The 16026-nt window shown below is 73.8% G+C and carries 13 protein-coding genes and 2 tRNA genes; 13 read left to right on the top strand and 2 right to left on the bottom strand.

Translation table 11 applies throughout. The features are described 5' to 3' along the window. Window positions 1-18 precede the first annotated feature (18 nt). The 10 genes from rsfS (at window position 19) to ACIBIW_RS26040 (ending at window position 11330) form a co-directional block, all read left to right on the top strand. Window positions 19-477, top strand: coding sequence for a ribosome silencing factor (rsfS, locus tag ACIBIW_RS26085; protein ID WP_399339452.1), 459 nt, complete (start codon window positions 19-21; stop codon window positions 475-477). Then, the gene (locus ACIBIW_RS26080) at window positions 474-1130 is read left to right on the top strand and encodes a histidine phosphatase family protein (RefSeq protein ID WP_399339451.1); all 657 of its coding nucleotides are present in this window, start codon (window positions 474-476) and stop codon (window positions 1128-1130) included. The genes rsfS and ACIBIW_RS26080 overlap by 4 nt, the downstream gene beginning before the upstream one ends. Window positions 1131-1244: 114 nt before the next feature. Continuing rightward, window positions 1245-1317, top strand: a tRNA-Ala gene (locus ACIBIW_RS26075). Window positions 1318-1869: 552 nt separating this feature from the next. Further along, a complete protein-coding gene (locus ACIBIW_RS26070) occupies window positions 1870-2103 on the top strand; it encodes a hypothetical protein (protein ID WP_399339450.1) in 234 nt (77 codons plus the stop codon). A gap of 161 nt (window positions 2104-2264) precedes the next feature. Further along, a tRNA-Ala gene (locus ACIBIW_RS26065) sits at window positions 2265-2337 on the top strand. Between the two features lie 468 nt (window positions 2338-2805). After that, entirely contained in the window at window positions 2806-5724 is a 2919-nt protein-coding gene (leuS, locus tag ACIBIW_RS26060; RefSeq protein ID WP_399339449.1) for a leucine--tRNA ligase, read from the top strand. Window positions 5725-5991: 267 nt separating this feature from the next. After that, window positions 5992-6744, top strand: a complete 753-nt coding sequence (locus ACIBIW_RS26055; RefSeq protein WP_399339492.1) for a hypothetical protein — start codon at window positions 5992-5994, stop codon at window positions 6742-6744. Between the two features lie 63 nt (window positions 6745-6807). Continuing rightward, on the top strand, window positions 6808-7653 hold the full coding sequence (locus ACIBIW_RS26050) for a DegV family protein (RefSeq protein ID WP_399339448.1): 846 nt from the start codon (window positions 6808-6810) through the stop codon (window positions 7651-7653). A gap of 120 nt (window positions 7654-7773) precedes the next feature. After that, entirely contained in the window at window positions 7774-8805 is a 1032-nt protein-coding gene (locus ACIBIW_RS26045; RefSeq protein WP_399339447.1) for a helix-hairpin-helix domain-containing protein, read from the top strand. Continuing rightward, window positions 8802-11330 carry a ComEC/Rec2 family competence protein gene (locus ACIBIW_RS26040; protein ID WP_399339446.1) on the top strand — a complete coding sequence of 843 codons (2529 nt, stop codon included), beginning with the start codon at window positions 8802-8804 and terminating at the stop codon, window positions 11328-11330. The genes ACIBIW_RS26045 and ACIBIW_RS26040 overlap by 4 nt, the downstream gene beginning before the upstream one ends. A gap of 50 nt (window positions 11331-11380) precedes the next feature. Here the strand turns inward: ACIBIW_RS26040 and ACIBIW_RS26035 are convergent, their stop codons facing one another. Continuing rightward, window positions 11381-12700, bottom strand: a complete 1320-nt coding sequence (locus ACIBIW_RS26035; protein WP_399339445.1) for an MFS transporter — start codon at window positions 12698-12700, stop codon at window positions 11381-11383. Next, window positions 12697-13305 carry a helix-turn-helix domain-containing protein gene (locus ACIBIW_RS26030; RefSeq protein WP_399339444.1) on the bottom strand — a complete coding sequence of 203 codons (609 nt, stop codon included), beginning with the start codon at window positions 13303-13305 and terminating at the stop codon, window positions 12697-12699. Before ACIBIW_RS26030 ends, ACIBIW_RS26035 begins: the two co-directional genes overlap by 4 nt. Before the next feature lie 292 nt (window positions 13306-13597). Here ACIBIW_RS26030 and ACIBIW_RS26025 point away from each other — a divergent pair, with 292 nt between their 5' ends. The 3 genes from ACIBIW_RS26025 (at window position 13598) to holA (ending at window position 15877) form a co-directional block, all read left to right on the top strand. Then, window positions 13598-14479 (top strand): YceI family protein, encoded by an 882-nt coding sequence (locus tag ACIBIW_RS26025; RefSeq protein ID WP_399339491.1) that lies wholly within the window; start codon window positions 13598-13600, stop codon window positions 14477-14479. A gap of 86 nt (window positions 14480-14565) precedes the next feature. After that, window positions 14566-14811, top strand: coding sequence for a hypothetical protein (locus ACIBIW_RS26020; RefSeq protein ID WP_399339443.1), 246 nt, complete (start codon window positions 14566-14568; stop codon window positions 14809-14811). Between the two features lie 79 nt (window positions 14812-14890). After that, window positions 14891-15877, top strand: coding sequence for a DNA polymerase III subunit delta (holA, locus tag ACIBIW_RS26015; RefSeq protein WP_399339442.1), 987 nt, complete (start codon window positions 14891-14893; stop codon window positions 15875-15877). The last annotated feature ends 149 nt before the right edge of the window (window positions 15878-16026 follow it).

Here is a 16026-nt window from a genome sequence, read left to right as displayed (position 1 = left end):
CCGACGGAAAGCCGCGTAGTGACCGCAACGGACCACGCCATCGAGCTGATCAACACCGCGGCCCAGGCGGCCGCCGACAGGCTCGCGCACGACATCATCGCCTACGACGTCAGCGACGTACTCGCGATCACCGACGCCTTCCTCCTCGCCTCCGCGCCCAACGACCGGCAGGTCAAGTCCATCGTCGACGAGATCGAGGAGCGGCTGAACAAGCAGCTCGACGCCAAGCCGGTACGCCGCGAGGGCGACCGCGAGGCCCGCTGGGTGCTCCTCGACTACGTCGACATCGTCGTCCACGTCCAGCACAGCGAGGAGCGCCTCTTCTACGCGCTCGAACGCCTCTGGAAGGACTGCCCCGAACTGGAGCTGCCCGCCGACGCCCGCGCCACCCGCGGCAAGGGCGACGAGTACACCCAGCGCGAGCAGGCCGCGACAGAGGCCGAGCACATGCGCGACCTCGGCGGTGAACTGCGGTGACCAGCGGCCCCAGCAGCCCCAGGGGCCGCCGCGTCATCCTCTGGCGGCACGGCCAGACGGCCTGGAACCTGGAGCGCCGCTTCCAGGGCTCCACCGACATCGCCCTCACCGAGACCGGTGTCGGCCAGGCCCGCAGGGCCGCCAGGCTGCTCGCCTCGCTGCGGCCCGACGCCATCGTCGCCTCCGACCTCAGCAGGGCCGCCGCCACCGCGGCGGAACTCGCCGCCGTCACCGGCCTCGACATCACCCACGACGAGGCCCTGCGGGAGACCTACGCCGGGGTCTGGCAGGGCCTCACCCACGAGGAGATCATCGCCGCCCACGGCGAGCAGTACGCGGCGTGGAAACGCGGTGAGCCCGTCCGCAGGGGCGGCGGCGAACTGGAGACCGAGGTGGCCGACAGGGCCGCCCCCGTCGTCCTGCGGCACGCCGACAAGCTCCCCGACGGCGGCACCCTCGTCGTCGTCAGCCACGGCGGCACCATCCGCACCACCATCGGGCGCCTCCTCGGCCTCGCGCCCACCCACTGGGAGAGCCTCGGCGGCCTCTCCAACTGCTGCTGGTCCGTCCTCGGCGAGGGCGCCCGCGGCTGGCGGCTGCTGGAACACAACGCCGGAAGCCTCCCCGAAGTCGTCCTCGGCGACGACACCTGACCCACGCCCCGGGGCCCCGTCGAGCCCGGGCGCCGCCAGGTGCGCGGATTTCACATTCCCGAGGACCGCAGGCTAAAGTTCATCCCGTTCACCGCACATGCGGGACGAACACCCGGGGCTATAGCTCAGTTGGTAGAGCGCCTGCATGGCATGCAGGAGGTCAGGAGTTCAATTCTCCTTAGCTCCACGAGAGCGAGGGCGACGTGTGTCCGCGGAGAGCGCGGACCTTGTCGCCCTCGTCCTTTTTGCTCGGCTTCGCCTCGCGTGTGTGGGGGCTTCGCCACCCACACCCCCCTGCCGGAGCTGTGCGGAACGGGGGTGGAGGGGGAGGCCGGCGGCTTCTGGAGTACCGGTCCGGCGCACTCTGCGCCGACGCTTCATCCGGCCCGGCCCCCCGGCGTCACAGCCCTCCGCATCCCCACCGGAACCGCCCCGAGGTCCCAAAACCGGAATCCGCCGCGTCCCCGTACGCCCCGCTTGTCAGGCATACGTGCTGGCCGGGGCCGCGCTCCTCCGCGTCGTGTCCGGAACGGTACGGCGGCGCCGCTGACCAGGAGGGGTGGGCCATGGCAGAATCAAGCGGGCCGGATGGGGAACCCCGACGGAGGGAGAGGCGATGCCCGCGCGCATCCTCGGGGAGGTTCACGGCTCCCCCGATGCGGTGAAGCCACCACAGGAACGCGCCCTCCCCCCGACCCCCGGCCTGCCCCCCTCTCCAGCCCCCACCGGGAGCTGAGGCATGGGCGCACACAGGCGGAAGTGCGACTGGTGCGGCGGCGGCACCCCCATCGTCCGCGACATGGTCCCGGCGAACCCCGAGTACCAGTACTGGTGCGAGGAGTGCGCCAGGGCGCTCATCATCAAGGGCGACCCCATCGAGACCTACCGCGAACTGGAAGGCGAACCCATCTACGGCCGCCTCCTCGACGAACACTGCACCCTGAAGCGCTTCTACTCCTTCGCCACCGCGTAACGCGCGCGCGTGGCGGGTGCCGTTCCGGCCTGCGAAGCCGCCTCCCTGAAGGCCCCGCTCGGCCCCCGTCCGGCCCCCACGAAAGAATTGGAGATCCGCCGACCGGACCGTGTACTGTTGGCGAAGCCGCAGGGAAACCACGGGAATCCAGGCGGAAGCAAGGGGCTATAGCTCAGTTGGTAGAGCGCCTGCATGGCATGCAGGAGGTCAGGAGTTCAATTCTCCTTAGCTCCACGAGAGCGAGGGCGACGTGTGTCCGCGGGAAGCGCGGGCCGGGTCGCCCTCGTCCTTTTTGCTCGGCTTCGCCTCGCGTGTGTGGGGGCTTCGCCACCCACACCCCCCCTGCCGGAGCTGTGCGGAACGGGCGCGGAGGGCGGGGCCCCTCCCCGGGTTGCGGGGGCGGAGCCCCACCGGGGGGGGGCGGAGCCGCCCCCCCCCGGGGTTGCGAGGGCGGAGACCCGCCGGGGTGTGGGGCTTCAGGGGGGTGGGGACCGAAATCGGCGTCGGGGTTGTTGGGGCTGCGGTACCCTGTGGCCATGCGTGCCGTACGCCTCCTGCTTATCGGGCCGCGCTGATCAGTTCCGACCGCTTCGGATCGCGGTCGGCATCGGCGCGGCCGGCCCCTCCTGTGCGAGGGGTCTTTTCATGTGCGGACCCAGTCCACCGCGGGCGGCAGAGACGATCGATGGAGCCCTGAGGAACATGAGCGAGACCAACACCGCTGCCGAGGCGGCAGCACCGCACCGCTACACGGCCGCCATGGCGGCCCGTATCGAGGAGCGGTGGCAGGACTTCTGGGACGCGAACGGCACCTACGAGACCCCCAACCCCACCGGCGACCTCGCGGACGACCCCGAGATCAGCGCCAGGCCCAAGAAATTCATCATGGACATGTTCCCGTACCCCTCGGGCGCGGGACTGCACGTCGGCCACCCCCTCGGCTACATCGCCACCGACGTCTACGCCCGCTTCATGCGCATGACCGGGCACAACGTCCTGCACACCCTGGGCTTCGACGCCTTCGGACTGCCCGCGGAGCAGTACGCCGTCCAGACCGGCACCCACCCGCGCGTGTCCACCGAGGCCAATATGGAGACCATGCGGGCCCAACTGCACCGCCTGGGCCTGGGCCACGACCGGCGCCGCTCCTTCGCCACCATCGACCCCGGGTACTACCGCTGGACCCAGTGGATCTTCGTCCAGATCTTCAACTCCTGGTACGACGAGAAGGCCGACCGCGCCCGCCCCATCGCCGAGCTGGAAGCCGAGTTCGCCTCGGGCGAGCGCCCCGTGCCGGGCACCACGCGCGCGTGGAGCGAGCTGTCCCACGTCGAACGCGCCGACGTCCTGGGCGGATACCGCCTGGCGTACGCCTCCGACGCCCCCGTCAACTGGTGCCCAGGACTCGGCACCGTGCTGGCCAACGAGGAGGTCACCGCCGACGGGCGCTCGGAACGCGGCAACTACCCCGTGTTCAAGGCCAAGCTACGCCAGTGGAACATGCGGATCACCGCCTACGCCGACCGGCTGGTCGACGACCTGGAGCACCTGGACTGGCCCGAGGCCATCAAGCTCCAGCAGCGCAACTGGATCGGCCGCTCCGAGGGCGCCCGTATCGACTTCGCCGTCGCCGACGACACCGCAGGCCGCTCCGTCACCGTGTTCACCACCCGCCAGGACACCCTGTTCGGCGCCACCTATATGGTCCTGGCGCCCGAGCACGACCTGGTCTCGGGGGACGCCTCCCTCGTGCCCGCCGCCTGGCCCGAGGGCATCCCCGACGTGTGGACCGGCGGCCACGCCACCCCCGCGGAGGCCGTCGCCGCGTACCGCAAGCAGGCCGCCACCAAGTCCGACGTCGAGCGCCAGGCCGAGGCCAAGGACAAGACCGGCGTCTTCACCGGCGCCTACGCCGTCAACCCCGTCAGCGGCGAACGCGTCCCCGTCTTCATCGCCGACTACGTCCTGATGGGCTACGGCACCGGCGCCATCATGGCCGTACCCGCCCACGACACCCGCGACTTCGCCTTCGCCCGCGCCTTCGAGCTGCCCATGCGCTGCGTCGTCGAGCCCAGCGACGGCCGCGGTACCGACCCCGCCACCTGGGACGACGCGTTCGCTTCCTACGACGCCGCCCTCGTCAACTCCCGCGGCGACGGCATCAGCATCGACGGGCTGGGCGTCACCGAGGCCAAGACCGCCGTCACCAACTGGCTGACCCGCCGCGGCATCGGCGAGGGCACCGTCAACTACCGCCTGCGCGACTGGCTGTTCAGCCGCCAGCGCTACTGGGGCGAACCCTTCCCCGTCGTCTACGACGAGGACGGCGTCGCCCACGCCCTGCCCGAGTCGATGCTGCCGCTTGAACTGCCCGAGGTCGACGACTACTCGCCCCGCACCTTCGACCCGGACGACGCCGACACCCAGCCGGAGACCCCCCTGTCACGCAACGCGGACTGGGTCGACGTCACCCTCGACCTGGGCGACGGCCGCGGCCCGCGCAGATTCCGCCGCGAGACCAACACCATGCCCAACTGGGCCGGCTCCTGCTGGTACGAACTGCGCTACCTGGACCCGCGCAACAGCGAGCGCCTGGTCGACCCCGCCGTCGAGCAGTACTGGATGGGCCCGCGCGAGGGCATGCCCACCGGCGGCGTCGACCTGTACGTCGGCGGCCAGGAGCACGCCGTCCTGCACCTGCTGTACGCGCGCATGTGGTCCAAGGTGCTGTTCGACCTGGGGCACGTCTCCTCCAACGAGCCCTTCCACCGGCTGTTCAACCAGGGCATGATCCAGGCGTACGTCTACCGCGACGCCCGCGGCATCGCCGTGCCCGCCGCCGAGGTCGAGGAGCGCGACGGCCGCTACTACCACCAGGGCGAGCCCGTCACCCGGCTGCTCGGCAAGATGGGCAAGTCCCTGAAGAACGCCGTCACCCCCGACGAGATCTTCGCCGAGTTCGGCGCCGACACCCTGCGCCTGTACGAGATGGCGATGGGTCCCCTGGACGTGTCGCGGCCCTGGGACACCCGCGCCGTCGTCGGCCAGTACCGGCTGCTGCAACGGCTCTGGCGCAACATCGTCGACGAGACGACGGGCGAGACCACCGTCACCGAGCCCGCCCCAGGCGCGGGCCCCGACGACGGCGTCGACGAGGCCACCCTGCGCGCCCTGCACAAGGCCATCGACGGCGTCCGCCACGACCTGGAGGGCCTGCGCTTCAACACCGCCATCGCCAAGATCACCGAGCTGAACAACCACCTCACCAAGGCCGGCGGCCACGTGCCCAGGACCGTCGCCGAGCGCCTCGTCCTGCTGATCACCCCGCTGGCGCCGCACATCGCCGAGGAACTGTGGCGGCGGCTCGGCCACACCGGCACCGTCACCCGCGAGCCCTTCCCCGTGGCCGACCCCGCCCACGTCGTCGACGAGAGCGTCACCTGCGTCATCCAGGTCAAGGGCAAGGTCAAGGCCCGTATCGAGGTGTCCCCGTCGATCGCGGCCGACGAACTGGAGAAGCTGGCCCTGGCCGACGAGAAGGTCAGGGCGGCACTCGGCGGCGCCGACCTGCGCAAGGTCATCGTCCGCGCCCCGAAGCTCGTGAACATCGTCCCCGCCTGACCCGCCCCGCTCCCCGCGCCGCGTACCCGCCGTGTCCCGTACGACACGCCGGGTACGCGGCAGACGCCGCCTATCCTCCGCCGGGCCGGGCCCGGGCCATCCCGCGCTCTGGCGCCCCGGTGGACGGCACCACCCGGACCCGGGGAATCCCCCTACGGGGAGAGTCCGGGACAACACGGAACCCACAACGGCCCCTTTGCGTTTACCGTGGAGAGGTGCCGGGCGCCCGCGCAGCGCGGAGTCCTGCCGAGGACCGGAGGGATGCCCATGGACGCCGTGGTCGCCGTGACGGCCGTACTGTTCCTGCTGTTCGTCGTCGCCCTCGCGTACGGCACGGTGAAAGCCGTCGGCATGACCAGGCGGCGCGTGGACCGCACCATCAGCCAGGCCCGCCGCACCGTGGAGGACACCGCGCTCAAGGCCAAGGCGCTCGCCCAGCCCGGCAGCCCCCTCTCCGAGATCGCCCAGCTCAGGCTGCGCCTGCGCACCACCATGCGCGCCACGCAGAACGCGCTCCACGCCGCGGCCGCGGAGGACGACTCCCTGAAGGACTCGCTCGCCCTGTTCAACCGCCTCTCCGTGCACGGCAGGGAACTCGACGACGACCTGAAGCGCTTCGAGTCCGACCCCGACCGCGCCACCCTCCGCCGGCGCGTCCCCGAGGTGCGCGAGCGCACCCGCCGCATCGTCGACTCCGCCGACGCACTGCGCTGGGCCGTCCGCGACCGCGCCCACCACATCGCCGCCGACGACCTCGACTCCCTCAGCGACGAGATCAGCATGGAGACCGGCGCCCTGCGCCACTGGACCCCCGCCGACGGGCCCGGCACCCCCGCAGGCGGCCACGCGGCGGACACCTCGGGCGCCTGGCCCGAGCCCGCGCCCGCCGACCCCACCGCGGAACAGACCTGGTCGGACGGGGCGCCGGGCGCCGGGGCCACCCGCCCCGAGATCACCCCGCCGACCGCGCGGCCCACCCCGCCCTGGCAGAAGAAGACCCGCCCCGAGAGCACCACTTGATCGGTCCAAGGCCCCACGGGGCCGGACTGTCCGTCGCCCCGGGCGGCGGGTAACCTCCAGATCATGTCCCGCCATGTCGCCATCGTCACCGATTCCACGGCCTATCTGCCGCAGCGGACGATGGACCGGCACGGCATCACCGCGGTCCCCCTCACCGTTGTCCTCGGCGACCACGCCTACGAGGAGGGCACCGAGATCTCCGCGCGCTCCCTCGCCCAGGCCCTCCAGAAGCGCACCTCGGTCACCACCTCCCGCCCCAGCCCCGCCGTCTTCGCCGAGACCTACCGGAAGCTGGCCGCCCAGGGCGCCACCGGCATCGTCTCCCTCCACCTCTCCGCCGAGTTCTCCGGCACCCACGAGGCCGCCACCCTCGCCGCCCGCGACGCCCCCGTCCCGGTACGTGTCGTGGACACCGGCATGGTCGCCATGGCCCTCGGATTCTGCGCCATGGCGGCCGCCGAGACCGCCGAGGCCGACGGCAGTATCGACGAGGCCGTGTCCGCCGCAGAGAAGCGGGCCGCGGCCACCGCCACCTACTTCTACGTCGACACCCTCGACTACCTCCGCAGGGGCGGCCGCATCGGCGCCACCCAGGCGCTCCTCGGCTCAGCCCTCGCCGTCAAACCCCTCCTCCAGCTCGACAGCGGCCGCATCGAACTGCTGGAGAAGGTCCGCACGGCGTCCAAGGCCATCGCCCGCCTGGAAGAGATCGTCGCCCGCCGCGCCGGAGCGGGCCCCGTCGACCTCGCCGTGCACCACCTCGCGGCCCCCGAGCGCGCCACCACCCTCGCCGCCCGGCTGCGCGACCGTGTCCCCGGCCTCGTCGACCTGCACGTCAGCGAGGTCGGAGCCGTCATCGGCGCCCATACGGGACCCGGCCTCCTGGGCGCGGTCATCTCTCCCCGCTGACATCCCCGCGACCGGGGGGCGTCACCCACACGGGTGGCCGAATTATCCACAGGCGCCGAGTAGTCCACAGAAAATCACCAAGATCCACTGGCTTCCCGGCCCCGGCCTAACGTGGCCGCCATGCCCCACCTCCACCCGCATCGCCCCGCCAGGACCAGCGCCCCCACCAGCACCTCGGCCCGCCCGGCCAGTACGTCGACCCGCCCCACCGGCACCTCGGCCACGCCCGCCAAGCCCACCGCTCCCTCCCCGTCCGGGCCCCGCCACGCCCGCCCGCGCCCCCGCCACCAGAGCGCGCCCACCGCCTCCGACCCCCTCCGCAGACGCGCCCTCACCGTCCTCGCCACCCCACCGCCCCGCCACCCGGCGCCGCCGGACCCCGCGCCCGACCCGCCGCCCCCCACACTCCCGCTGCCCATGGCGCCGCGGCCGCTCCCCGCGCAGCCGCGGTCCTGGCGGGAGCGGGCCGCCCTCGCGCTGCGGGAGCGGCTGCCGCTGTGGGTGCAGACCCGCTGCGGTATCGAGCGGCGCGGCGTCATCGCCCTCGCCTGTGTGCTCGCGCTCGCCGCCGCCCTCGCCCTCCAGCACTTCTGGAGCGGCAGAAGCAGGCCGGTCCCCGCCCCCACCGCCGTCCGCGCCGCCGCCGAGGCCCCGCGCGAGCCCGCCCCCACGGCCGCCCCGAGCGCGGGCCCTGCCGCCGGGCAGAGCGCGGTCGTGGTGGACGTCAGCGGCAAGGTGCGCGAGCCCGGCCTGCGCAAGCTCCCCCCGGGCTCCCGCGTCGACGACGCCCTGCGCGCCGCGGGCGGCGTACGCCCCGGCACCAGCACCACCGGGCTCAACCGCGCCCGCTTCCTGGTCGACGGCGAACAGCTCGTCGTCGGCGCGGAGTTGCCGGCCGCGGGCCCGCCCGCCCCCGGGACCGGCGCCCTGCCAGGAGCCGCGGCAGGGGCGGTGCCCGGCGCACCCCTCGCGCTCAACACCGCCACCGCCGACCAGCTCGACACCCTCCCCGGCGTCGGCCCCGTCCTCGCCCAGCACATCATCGACTACCGCACCCAGCACGGCGGCTACCGCTCCGTCGATGAACTCCGCGAGGTCGACGGCATCGGCCAGTCACGCTTCGACGACCTCCACGACCTCGTACGCCCATGACCACAGCCGCGCCCCGAGCCCCCGTCCACACCGGTGCCCCCGGCCCCCTGGGCGCCGCCCACCCCCGTCAGGAGGGCCCGCCCGACCTCCGCCTCGTCCCGCCCGCCCTCGCCGCCTGGGCCACCGCCGCCCTCACCCTCGACGCCCCCACCGCCCCGGTGCTGATCACGGCCCTGATCTGCGCCATCGCGGCCGCCGCACTCCTCACCGCCCGCCGCCCCCGCACCCCAAGGACCGCCGCCCACCCCGACGGCGCCCCCGACCCCCATCCCGCCCGCCGCCACCGCGCCTCCGCGGCGGCCCTGCTGCTCTGCGCCGCCGCTGCCGCCACCTCCGCCACCCTGCACGGCGCCGACCTGCGCCGCGGCCCCCTGCCCGAACTCGCCCGCCGCTACGCCCCCACCACCCTCGACGTCGAGATCACCGGCGACCCCCGCCGCACCCGCCCCCGCGTCACGGGCGACCACACCGCACCCACCCTCACCCTCATCCGCGCCACCGCCCTGCGCACCACCACCCAGCACGGCCGAAGCACCACCACCAGCACCCCGATCCTCCTCATCACCCCCGCCCGGGACCCCTGGGGCGCCCTCCTGCCCACCACCCGCCTGCGCGTCACCGCACGCCTGACACCCCCCGACCCCCACGACCACGACATCGCCGCCGTGGCCAGGACCCCCGACGAAACACCCCGCGTCATCCGCGGTCCCACCGCCGTGCAACGCCTCGCCGGACACCTCAGGGCGGGCCTGCGCACGGCCACCGAGCCGCTCGGCACCGACGCCCGGGCGCTGCTGCCCGGGCTCGTCATCGGCGACACCTCACGGATGCCGCCCGAGCTGACCGAGGCGTTCAAGGCCACCGACCTGGTCCATCTGACCGCCGTCAGCGGCGCCAACTTCACCCTGCTGCTCGCCCTGCTCACCGGCCCGCCCGGGCTCTCCCAGCGCGCAGAGCGCCGCGGCCTCGCCCCGCTCCTCGGTATCGGCCTTCGCACCACCGCGCTCCTCGGCGCCTGCCTCACCGCGGGCTTCGTCATCCTGTGCAGACCCGAGCCGAGCGTGCTGCGCGCCGCGGCCTGCGGCGGCATCGGGCTGCTGGCCGTCGCCACCGGCCGCAGACGCTCCCTCGTCCCGGCCCTCGCCGCCGCCGTCCTGCTGCTCGTCCTCTACGACCCACGGCTCGCCCGCAGCTACGGCTTCCTGCTCTCCGTGCTCGCCACGGCCTCCCTGCTCACCCTCGCCCCCCGCCTCGCCGCGGCGCTGCGCCACAGGGGGCTGCCGCCGCGGCTCGCCGAGGCCCTGGCCGCCGCGGGAGCGGCCCAGCTCGCCTGCACCCCGGTGATCGCCGGGCTCGCGGCGCGGGTCAGCCTGGTCGCGATCCCGTGCAACATCCTCGCGGAGCTGGCCGTGGCCCCCGCCACCGTGCTGGGCTTCGGGGCCCTCGCCACCGCGCCCTTCGCGATGCCGCTCGCCCGGGGGCTCGCCAGGTGCGCCGGGCTGCCCGCGGGCGCCGTCGCCCAGGTGGCCCGCGGCGGAGCCGCCCTGCCGGGCGCCGACATGGGCTGGCCCGGGGGAGCGGCCGGGGGCCTGCTGCTCGTGCCGATCCTCGTGGGGCTGCTGTGGGCGGCGCGGCGGCTGCGGGCGCGGCGCTGGCCCGCCGTGGTCTGCGCGGGCGCCCTCGTCCTCTTCGTCGTCCAGCCGCCGCCCGTCACCCGGGTCCTCACCGGCTGGCCGCCGCCCGGCTGGCGCATGGTGCTCTGCGACGTCGGACAGGGCGACACGGGAGTCCTCGCGGCGGGGAAGGGCACCGCGGTCGTCGTCGACACAGGACCCGACCCGGCCCTGGCGGACGACTGCCTGCGCTCGCTCGGCATCACCCGTGTCCCGCTCGTGCTGCTCACCCACTTCCACGCCGACCACGTCTCCGGCCTCCCCGGCGTCCTGCGCGGGCGCAGCGTCGGCGCCATCGAGACCACCGGGCTGCGCGACCCGCCCGGCGAGGCGGCGTCCGTGGACAGGACGGCGGCGGCGCACGGCCTGCGGGTGTCGGTGGCCAGGGCCGGAGAGCGGCGCCGTATCGGCGACCTCAGTTGGGAAGTGCTCTGGCCGCCGCCCGGGCCCTCGCCCGCCGACGAGAACGCCAACGACGCCAGCGTCACCCTGCTCGTCCGCACCCACGGCCTGCGCCTGCTGCTCCTCGGCGACCTGGAACCCGACGCCCAACACGCCCTGGCCACGAGCCCCGCGGCCGGGGAACTGGCCAGGGTGGACGTCCTGAAGGTGGCCCACCATGGCTCGGCATACCAGGACAACGGCCTCCTGGCCACCGCGTCCCCACGCCTCGCCCTGATCCCGGTGGGCACGGACAACCCGTACGGCCATCCCTCCCCGCGCACCGTCGACACCCTGCGCGCCCGGGGCACCAGAGTGCTGCGCACCGACAAGGACGGCTCGGTGGCGGTGACGGGCGCGGGCGGAGAGGGACTCGGGACGGTGACACGGGGTCATGGAGGCGTGGGATGAGGGGGATGCGCTCCCGGGTGGGCGCGCGCGGGGCCCGGTACGGCGCCGTGTCAGCGGGGTGCCTCCTCGGGGCGGCCGGGCAGGGGTGCGGCCGCCGGGGCGTCGGCCTCCGGGGCGTCGGGGGCCGGGGGAGCGGTCGGCAGGTCGCGGTGGTGGCGGAGAGGGGAGAAGAGGAGGATGAGCCCGGCCAGTGGCACCCCTGCGGTCATGGCCCATATGGCCGGGCGCAGCCCGAGGGCGGCCCCGAGCCACCCGCCGAGCAGGGCGCCGAGCGGGATGGCCCCGTAGTTGAGGAAGGCGGCGCTCGCGGTGAGGCGGCCGAGGAGTTCCGGCGGGCAGTAGCGCTGCTGGAAGCTGGACTTGATCACATTGCCCGCCACCACCCCCGCCGCCACGCCGAAGCCGCCCGCCACGTAGAGGAGCAGCCGGGGTCCACCGGCGGCGGCCGGTATGAGCAGGGCGAACAGGGCGAAGCCCAGCTCGGACCAGAGCATGGCGCGCGCCGTCCCCAGACGGTGCGCGGCGCGCCGCGCCAGGAGGGCCCCGGCGATGCCGCCCGTGCTCGCCGCCGCGATCAGCCCGCCGACGGCCCCGGGCGCCGGCCCGACGGTGTCGACGAGGAAGACGACCTGGATCGACTGGTAGCCCATCAGCGCCATGTTCGAGGCGGCCCCGAAGAGCGTCAGGGTGCGCAGCCACGGATCACGGGCCACGAGCCCCAGGCCCTCGGCGACCTCGGCGCGCAGCGCGCCGCCGCGCCCTTCGGCCCGTGGGCGGCGCGGCTCGCGGTGCCGGATGCTGCTCAGACAGAGGAGGGAGACGAGGAAGGTGGCGGCGTTGGCGAACATCGCGTTCACCACCCCCACCGTCTGCCCGATAAGACCCGCCGAGCCGAGCCCCGCGAGCTGCGCGGCGGAGGCGCTGCCGTGCAGCTTGGCGTTGCCCTCCGGCCTGTCCCCGGGGGCGAGGAGGCCGGGCAGATAGGCGCTGTACGCGGTCTGGAAGAACACCGACGCGGTTCCCGCGCCCAGGGCGACGGACAGCAGCAGGCCGATGCCGAGGTGCCCCGTCCACCGTGCGACGGGGATGGCGGCGAAGAGCAGGAAGGACACCCCCGCGGCGGCCAGCATGACCGTTCTGCGCCGCGCCCGGTCGACCCACGCCCCCGCGGGCAGGCCGACGACCAGCCACGGCAGCCAGGCCGCCGCGCTCAGCAGCCCGACCTGGAAGGAGCCGGCGCCCAGGGTGGAGACGGCGATCAGGGGCATCGCCACGGAGGTGACGGAGGCGCCGAACTTGCCCGCGACCTCGCCGCACCACAGCAGCCGGAAGTCCCGGTGGGCGCGCAGCAGGCCGAGTCCCGTGTTCACCGCTCGTCGCGCCCGCGCCGCGGGAACGACTGGATCTGCACGATCACCGGCCGCGCCCCGGGGTCGGCCGCCGTGCCCGCGGGGCGGGTGTGGCGGGCGATGACGGCGGCCAACTCCTCGTTGAGCGCGGCGAGTTGCGCCGGGGTGAGGCGCAGGTCGCTCCAGTCGGAGACGGTCGCGGCGCCGCGCCACTCGTCCTCCCACTCCTCGCCCAGGTAGTGGGTGACCCGGTTGAAGTACTGGCCCACCAGCTCGTACACGAAGGTGGTGAGCGCGCCCCTGGCGTCGGGGTCGTGGCGGAAGTCCGCGCTCTCCACCAGGTTCGCCCGCTCCACGACGCGCCACCAGCGCTCGCGCCTGGTGCCACGGCCGGTGTCCTCCTCGATGAAGCCGTGCTCGGCGAGGTGGCGCAGATGCCAGCTCACCGTGCCGGTGTTCTCTCCCAGCCGCGCGGCGAGCGCCGTGCCGGTGGCCGGGCCGTCGAGCCGCAGCAGTTCGAGGACCCGCATCCGGAGCGGGTGCGCGAGCCCGCGCAGGCTGCGCGCGTCGAGACGCCGTGGAGACCGGGGCGGCGGGGGCGCGGCGGTTTCGTGGTCGTCGCTCATGAACCGCAGCCTAGATTGCAGAGTCTTCTCTGCATAGGGTTCTTTGCAGAGAAGACTCTGCCGATCGTCGGGCCGCGGGCGAGCCCTCCGGAGTCGGTCTCCGGGGTCGAATTGGCGGTGAAAAGGTAATCTGTAGGATCAATTCAGGCCACTCGTTGCAGAAGCTGATGGATGATCATGGCTCTCGCATAGTGGTCACCGGTTGCCTGTCCTGAGTGGCTGATGGTCGAATGCCGCCCCGTTCAGGCGAATGAAAAGTCGCATAGTCAAGTACCACTGGGGTGTGTCGCGGATGTTCGGTCGATGGCTGGGAAATCGTTCGGACCGGGCGCAACGTTCAGGTCTGCTGGCGGCGGTCCCCACACCGCCCAGCGCGGGAGTGATCAGTTGCCGGGTACTGGACCCCGTGAGCGTCCCGGTGCCGCACGCCGAGTTCGCCGTCAGTGACGCCATGGGCCGCACCGTGGTGTCCGGGGGCACGGACCCGTACGGCTCCTTCGTGGCGACCGTGCCCGCGGGGGAGTACCGGCTCGCGGTGTCGGCGGAGGGCTTCACGCCCTACCGCGCCAACGCGACGGTGGCCGAGAGCACCCTGTCCTCGCTCGGCGACGTACGCCTCCAGGTCCTTGAGCCGCCCCGGCTGCCCGACCCGGGGGACTGGGAGGTGGAGCCCACCCACTCCTCCGTCGCGTTCACCGCCCGGCACATCGGACTCGCCCGCATCCACGGCAGGTTCAACAGCTTCGCCGGTGCGATACGCATAGGCGACAGCATGGAGCGGTCCGCCATGCACGTCGTGATCGACGCGGCCTCGATCGACACCAACGTGCAGATGCGCGACGACCACCTGCGCTCCACGGACTTCCTCGACGTGGTCCACTACCCGACCCTGGAGTTCTACAGCGACCGTTTCGTCCACAAGGGCGGCACCCGCTGGTCGATCGTCGGCGCGCTCTCCCTGCACGGAGTGACCCGCACGGTCACGCTGGACGCCGAGTACCTGGGCATCGGCAACGGCATGGAGGGCGAGACCAGGGCCGCCTGCCGGGCCACCGCGGAGTTGCACCGCGACGACTTCACCGTCAGTTGGCAGACCATGCTCGCGCGCGGCATCGCCGTCGTGGGCCCCAGCGTCGTCGTCAGCCTCGACGTCCAGATCGTCCCCAAGAGCTGACCGGAGGACCCGGTTCCGGCCCCGCCCGTCCGGCCGGAACCCGCCCCCGCGCCCGCGCGCCCGCCGCCGTGCCGGAGGATGGCCGGGTGAGTGACGTACGACATGTGCTGGTGCTGCCCGACCGCGACGCCGCAGAGGAGGCCGCCGAGGCGATCGGCGCCCGCTTCGGGACCGGCGAGGAGCCCCGGCTCCTGCGCGACGCCCTCGCCGGCGAGGACGACGCCGAGGACGCCCAGTGGCTGCTGCTCCTCGAAGACCCCGAAGACCGCCTCGACCCGGCAGAACTCGACGCCTTCGCGGCGCACTGGGACGGCTGGCGCGAGGAGCCGTGACCCCGTACGGCACCCGTGGCGGCGGGCGCGGCCCCGGTGGGCGGGGGCCTGTCGGTGCCCCGTGCCATGCTGGGGCGTGATGGCCAGGAACAGTGGATCGAACGACAATCCCCTCGCCCCCGTGACGGTCGCCGTGGGACAGGAGGACCTGCTGCTCGACCGTGCCGTGCAGCAGGTGGTGGCAGCGGCGCGGGCCGCGGACGCCGACACCGACGTGCGCGACCTCACCCCGGACCGGCTCGCGCCCGGCACCCTCGCCGAGCTGACCAGCCCCTCGCTCTTCGCCGAGCGGAAGGTCGTGGTGGTGCGCAGCGCGCAGGATCTCACCGCGGACACGGTCAAAGAGGTGAAGGCGTATCTGGGGGCGCCCGTCGAGGAGATCACGCTGGTGCTGCTGCACGCGGGCGGCGCCAAGGGCAAGGGCCTGCTGGACGCCGCGCGGAAGGCGGGCGCGCGCGAGGTGGCCTGCCCCAAGATGACGAAACCGGCCGACCGGCTGTCCTTCGTGCGCGCCGAGTTCAGGGCCCTGGGCAGGTCGGCCACCCCGGAGGCGTGCCAGGCGCTCGTGGACGCCATCGGCAGCGATCTGCGCGAACTGGCCTCGGCGGTCTCCCAGTTGGTGGCGGACGTGGAAGGCGCCATCGACGACGCCGTGGTGGGCCGCTACTACACCGGCAGGGCGGAGGCGTCGAGCTTCACCGTCGCGGACCGCGCGGTCGAGGGGCGCTCCGCCGAGGCCCTCGAAGCCCTGCGCTGGTCGCTGGCCACCGGGGTGGCGCCGGTGCTGATCACCAGCGCGCTGGCACAGGGGGTGCGGGCGATCGGCAAGCTCTCCTCGGCGCGCGGCGGCCGCCCCGCCGACCTGGCCAGGGAGCTGGGCATGCCCCCGTGGAAGATCGACCGGGTGCGCCAGCAGATGCGGGGCTGGTCCCCCGACGGCGTGGCCCGCGCCCTCCAGGCCGTCGCGGAGGCTGACGCGGGGGTGAAGGGCGGCGGTGACGACCCCGAGTACGCGCTGGAGCGCGCGGTGGTGGTCATCGCCGCCGCGGCACGCTCCCGCCGCTGAACGCCCCCCTGCGCCCCGGCCCCACGCCGCGCATGCCGGAATCCCCGCACCCCCTGGGGAAAGGGGGCACGGGGGTTCCGGTGCCGTTCTGCTGGGGCGCACGCGCGTGGCGAACGCTGGCCGTGTGTCACCCCGGGGGCCGGAGCGGG

Origin of the sequence: Streptomyces sp. NPDC050560, assembly GCF_044457285.1 — a bacterium.
GTDB lineage: Bacteria > Actinomycetota > Actinomycetes > Streptomycetales > Streptomycetaceae > Streptomyces.
This window is presented reverse-complemented; position numbering and strand designations above follow the sequence as displayed.

Excerpts from the sequence above, each read along its gene's own strand:
- ACIBIW_RS26070 (WP_399339450.1), top strand. The coding sequence starts at position 1,870 with ATGGGCGCACACAGGCGGAAGTGCGACTGGTGCGGCGGCGGCACCCCC.
- leuS (WP_399339449.1), top strand. The coding sequence starts at position 2,806 with ATGAGCGAGACCAACACCGCTGCCGAGGCGGCAGCACCGCACCGCTAC.
- ACIBIW_RS26055 (WP_399339492.1), top strand. The coding sequence starts at position 5,992 with ATGGACGCCGTGGTCGCCGTGACGGCCGTACTGTTCCTGCTGTTCGTC.
- ACIBIW_RS26050 (WP_399339448.1), top strand. The coding sequence starts at position 6,808 with ATGTCCCGCCATGTCGCCATCGTCACCGATTCCACGGCCTATCTGCCG.
- ACIBIW_RS26045 (WP_399339447.1), top strand. The coding sequence starts at position 7,774 with ATGCCCCACCTCCACCCGCATCGCCCCGCCAGGACCAGCGCCCCCACC.
- ACIBIW_RS26040 (WP_399339446.1), top strand. The coding sequence starts at position 8,802 with ATGACCACAGCCGCGCCCCGAGCCCCCGTCCACACCGGTGCCCCCGGC.
- ACIBIW_RS26030 (WP_399339444.1), bottom strand. The coding sequence starts at position 13,305 with ATGAGCGACGACCACGAAACCGCCGCGCCCCCGCCGCCCCGGTCTCCA.
- ACIBIW_RS26025 (WP_399339491.1), top strand. The coding sequence starts at position 13,598 with ATGTTCGGTCGATGGCTGGGAAATCGTTCGGACCGGGCGCAACGTTCA.
- holA (WP_399339442.1), top strand. The coding sequence starts at position 14,891 with ATGGCCAGGAACAGTGGATCGAACGACAATCCCCTCGCCCCCGTGACG.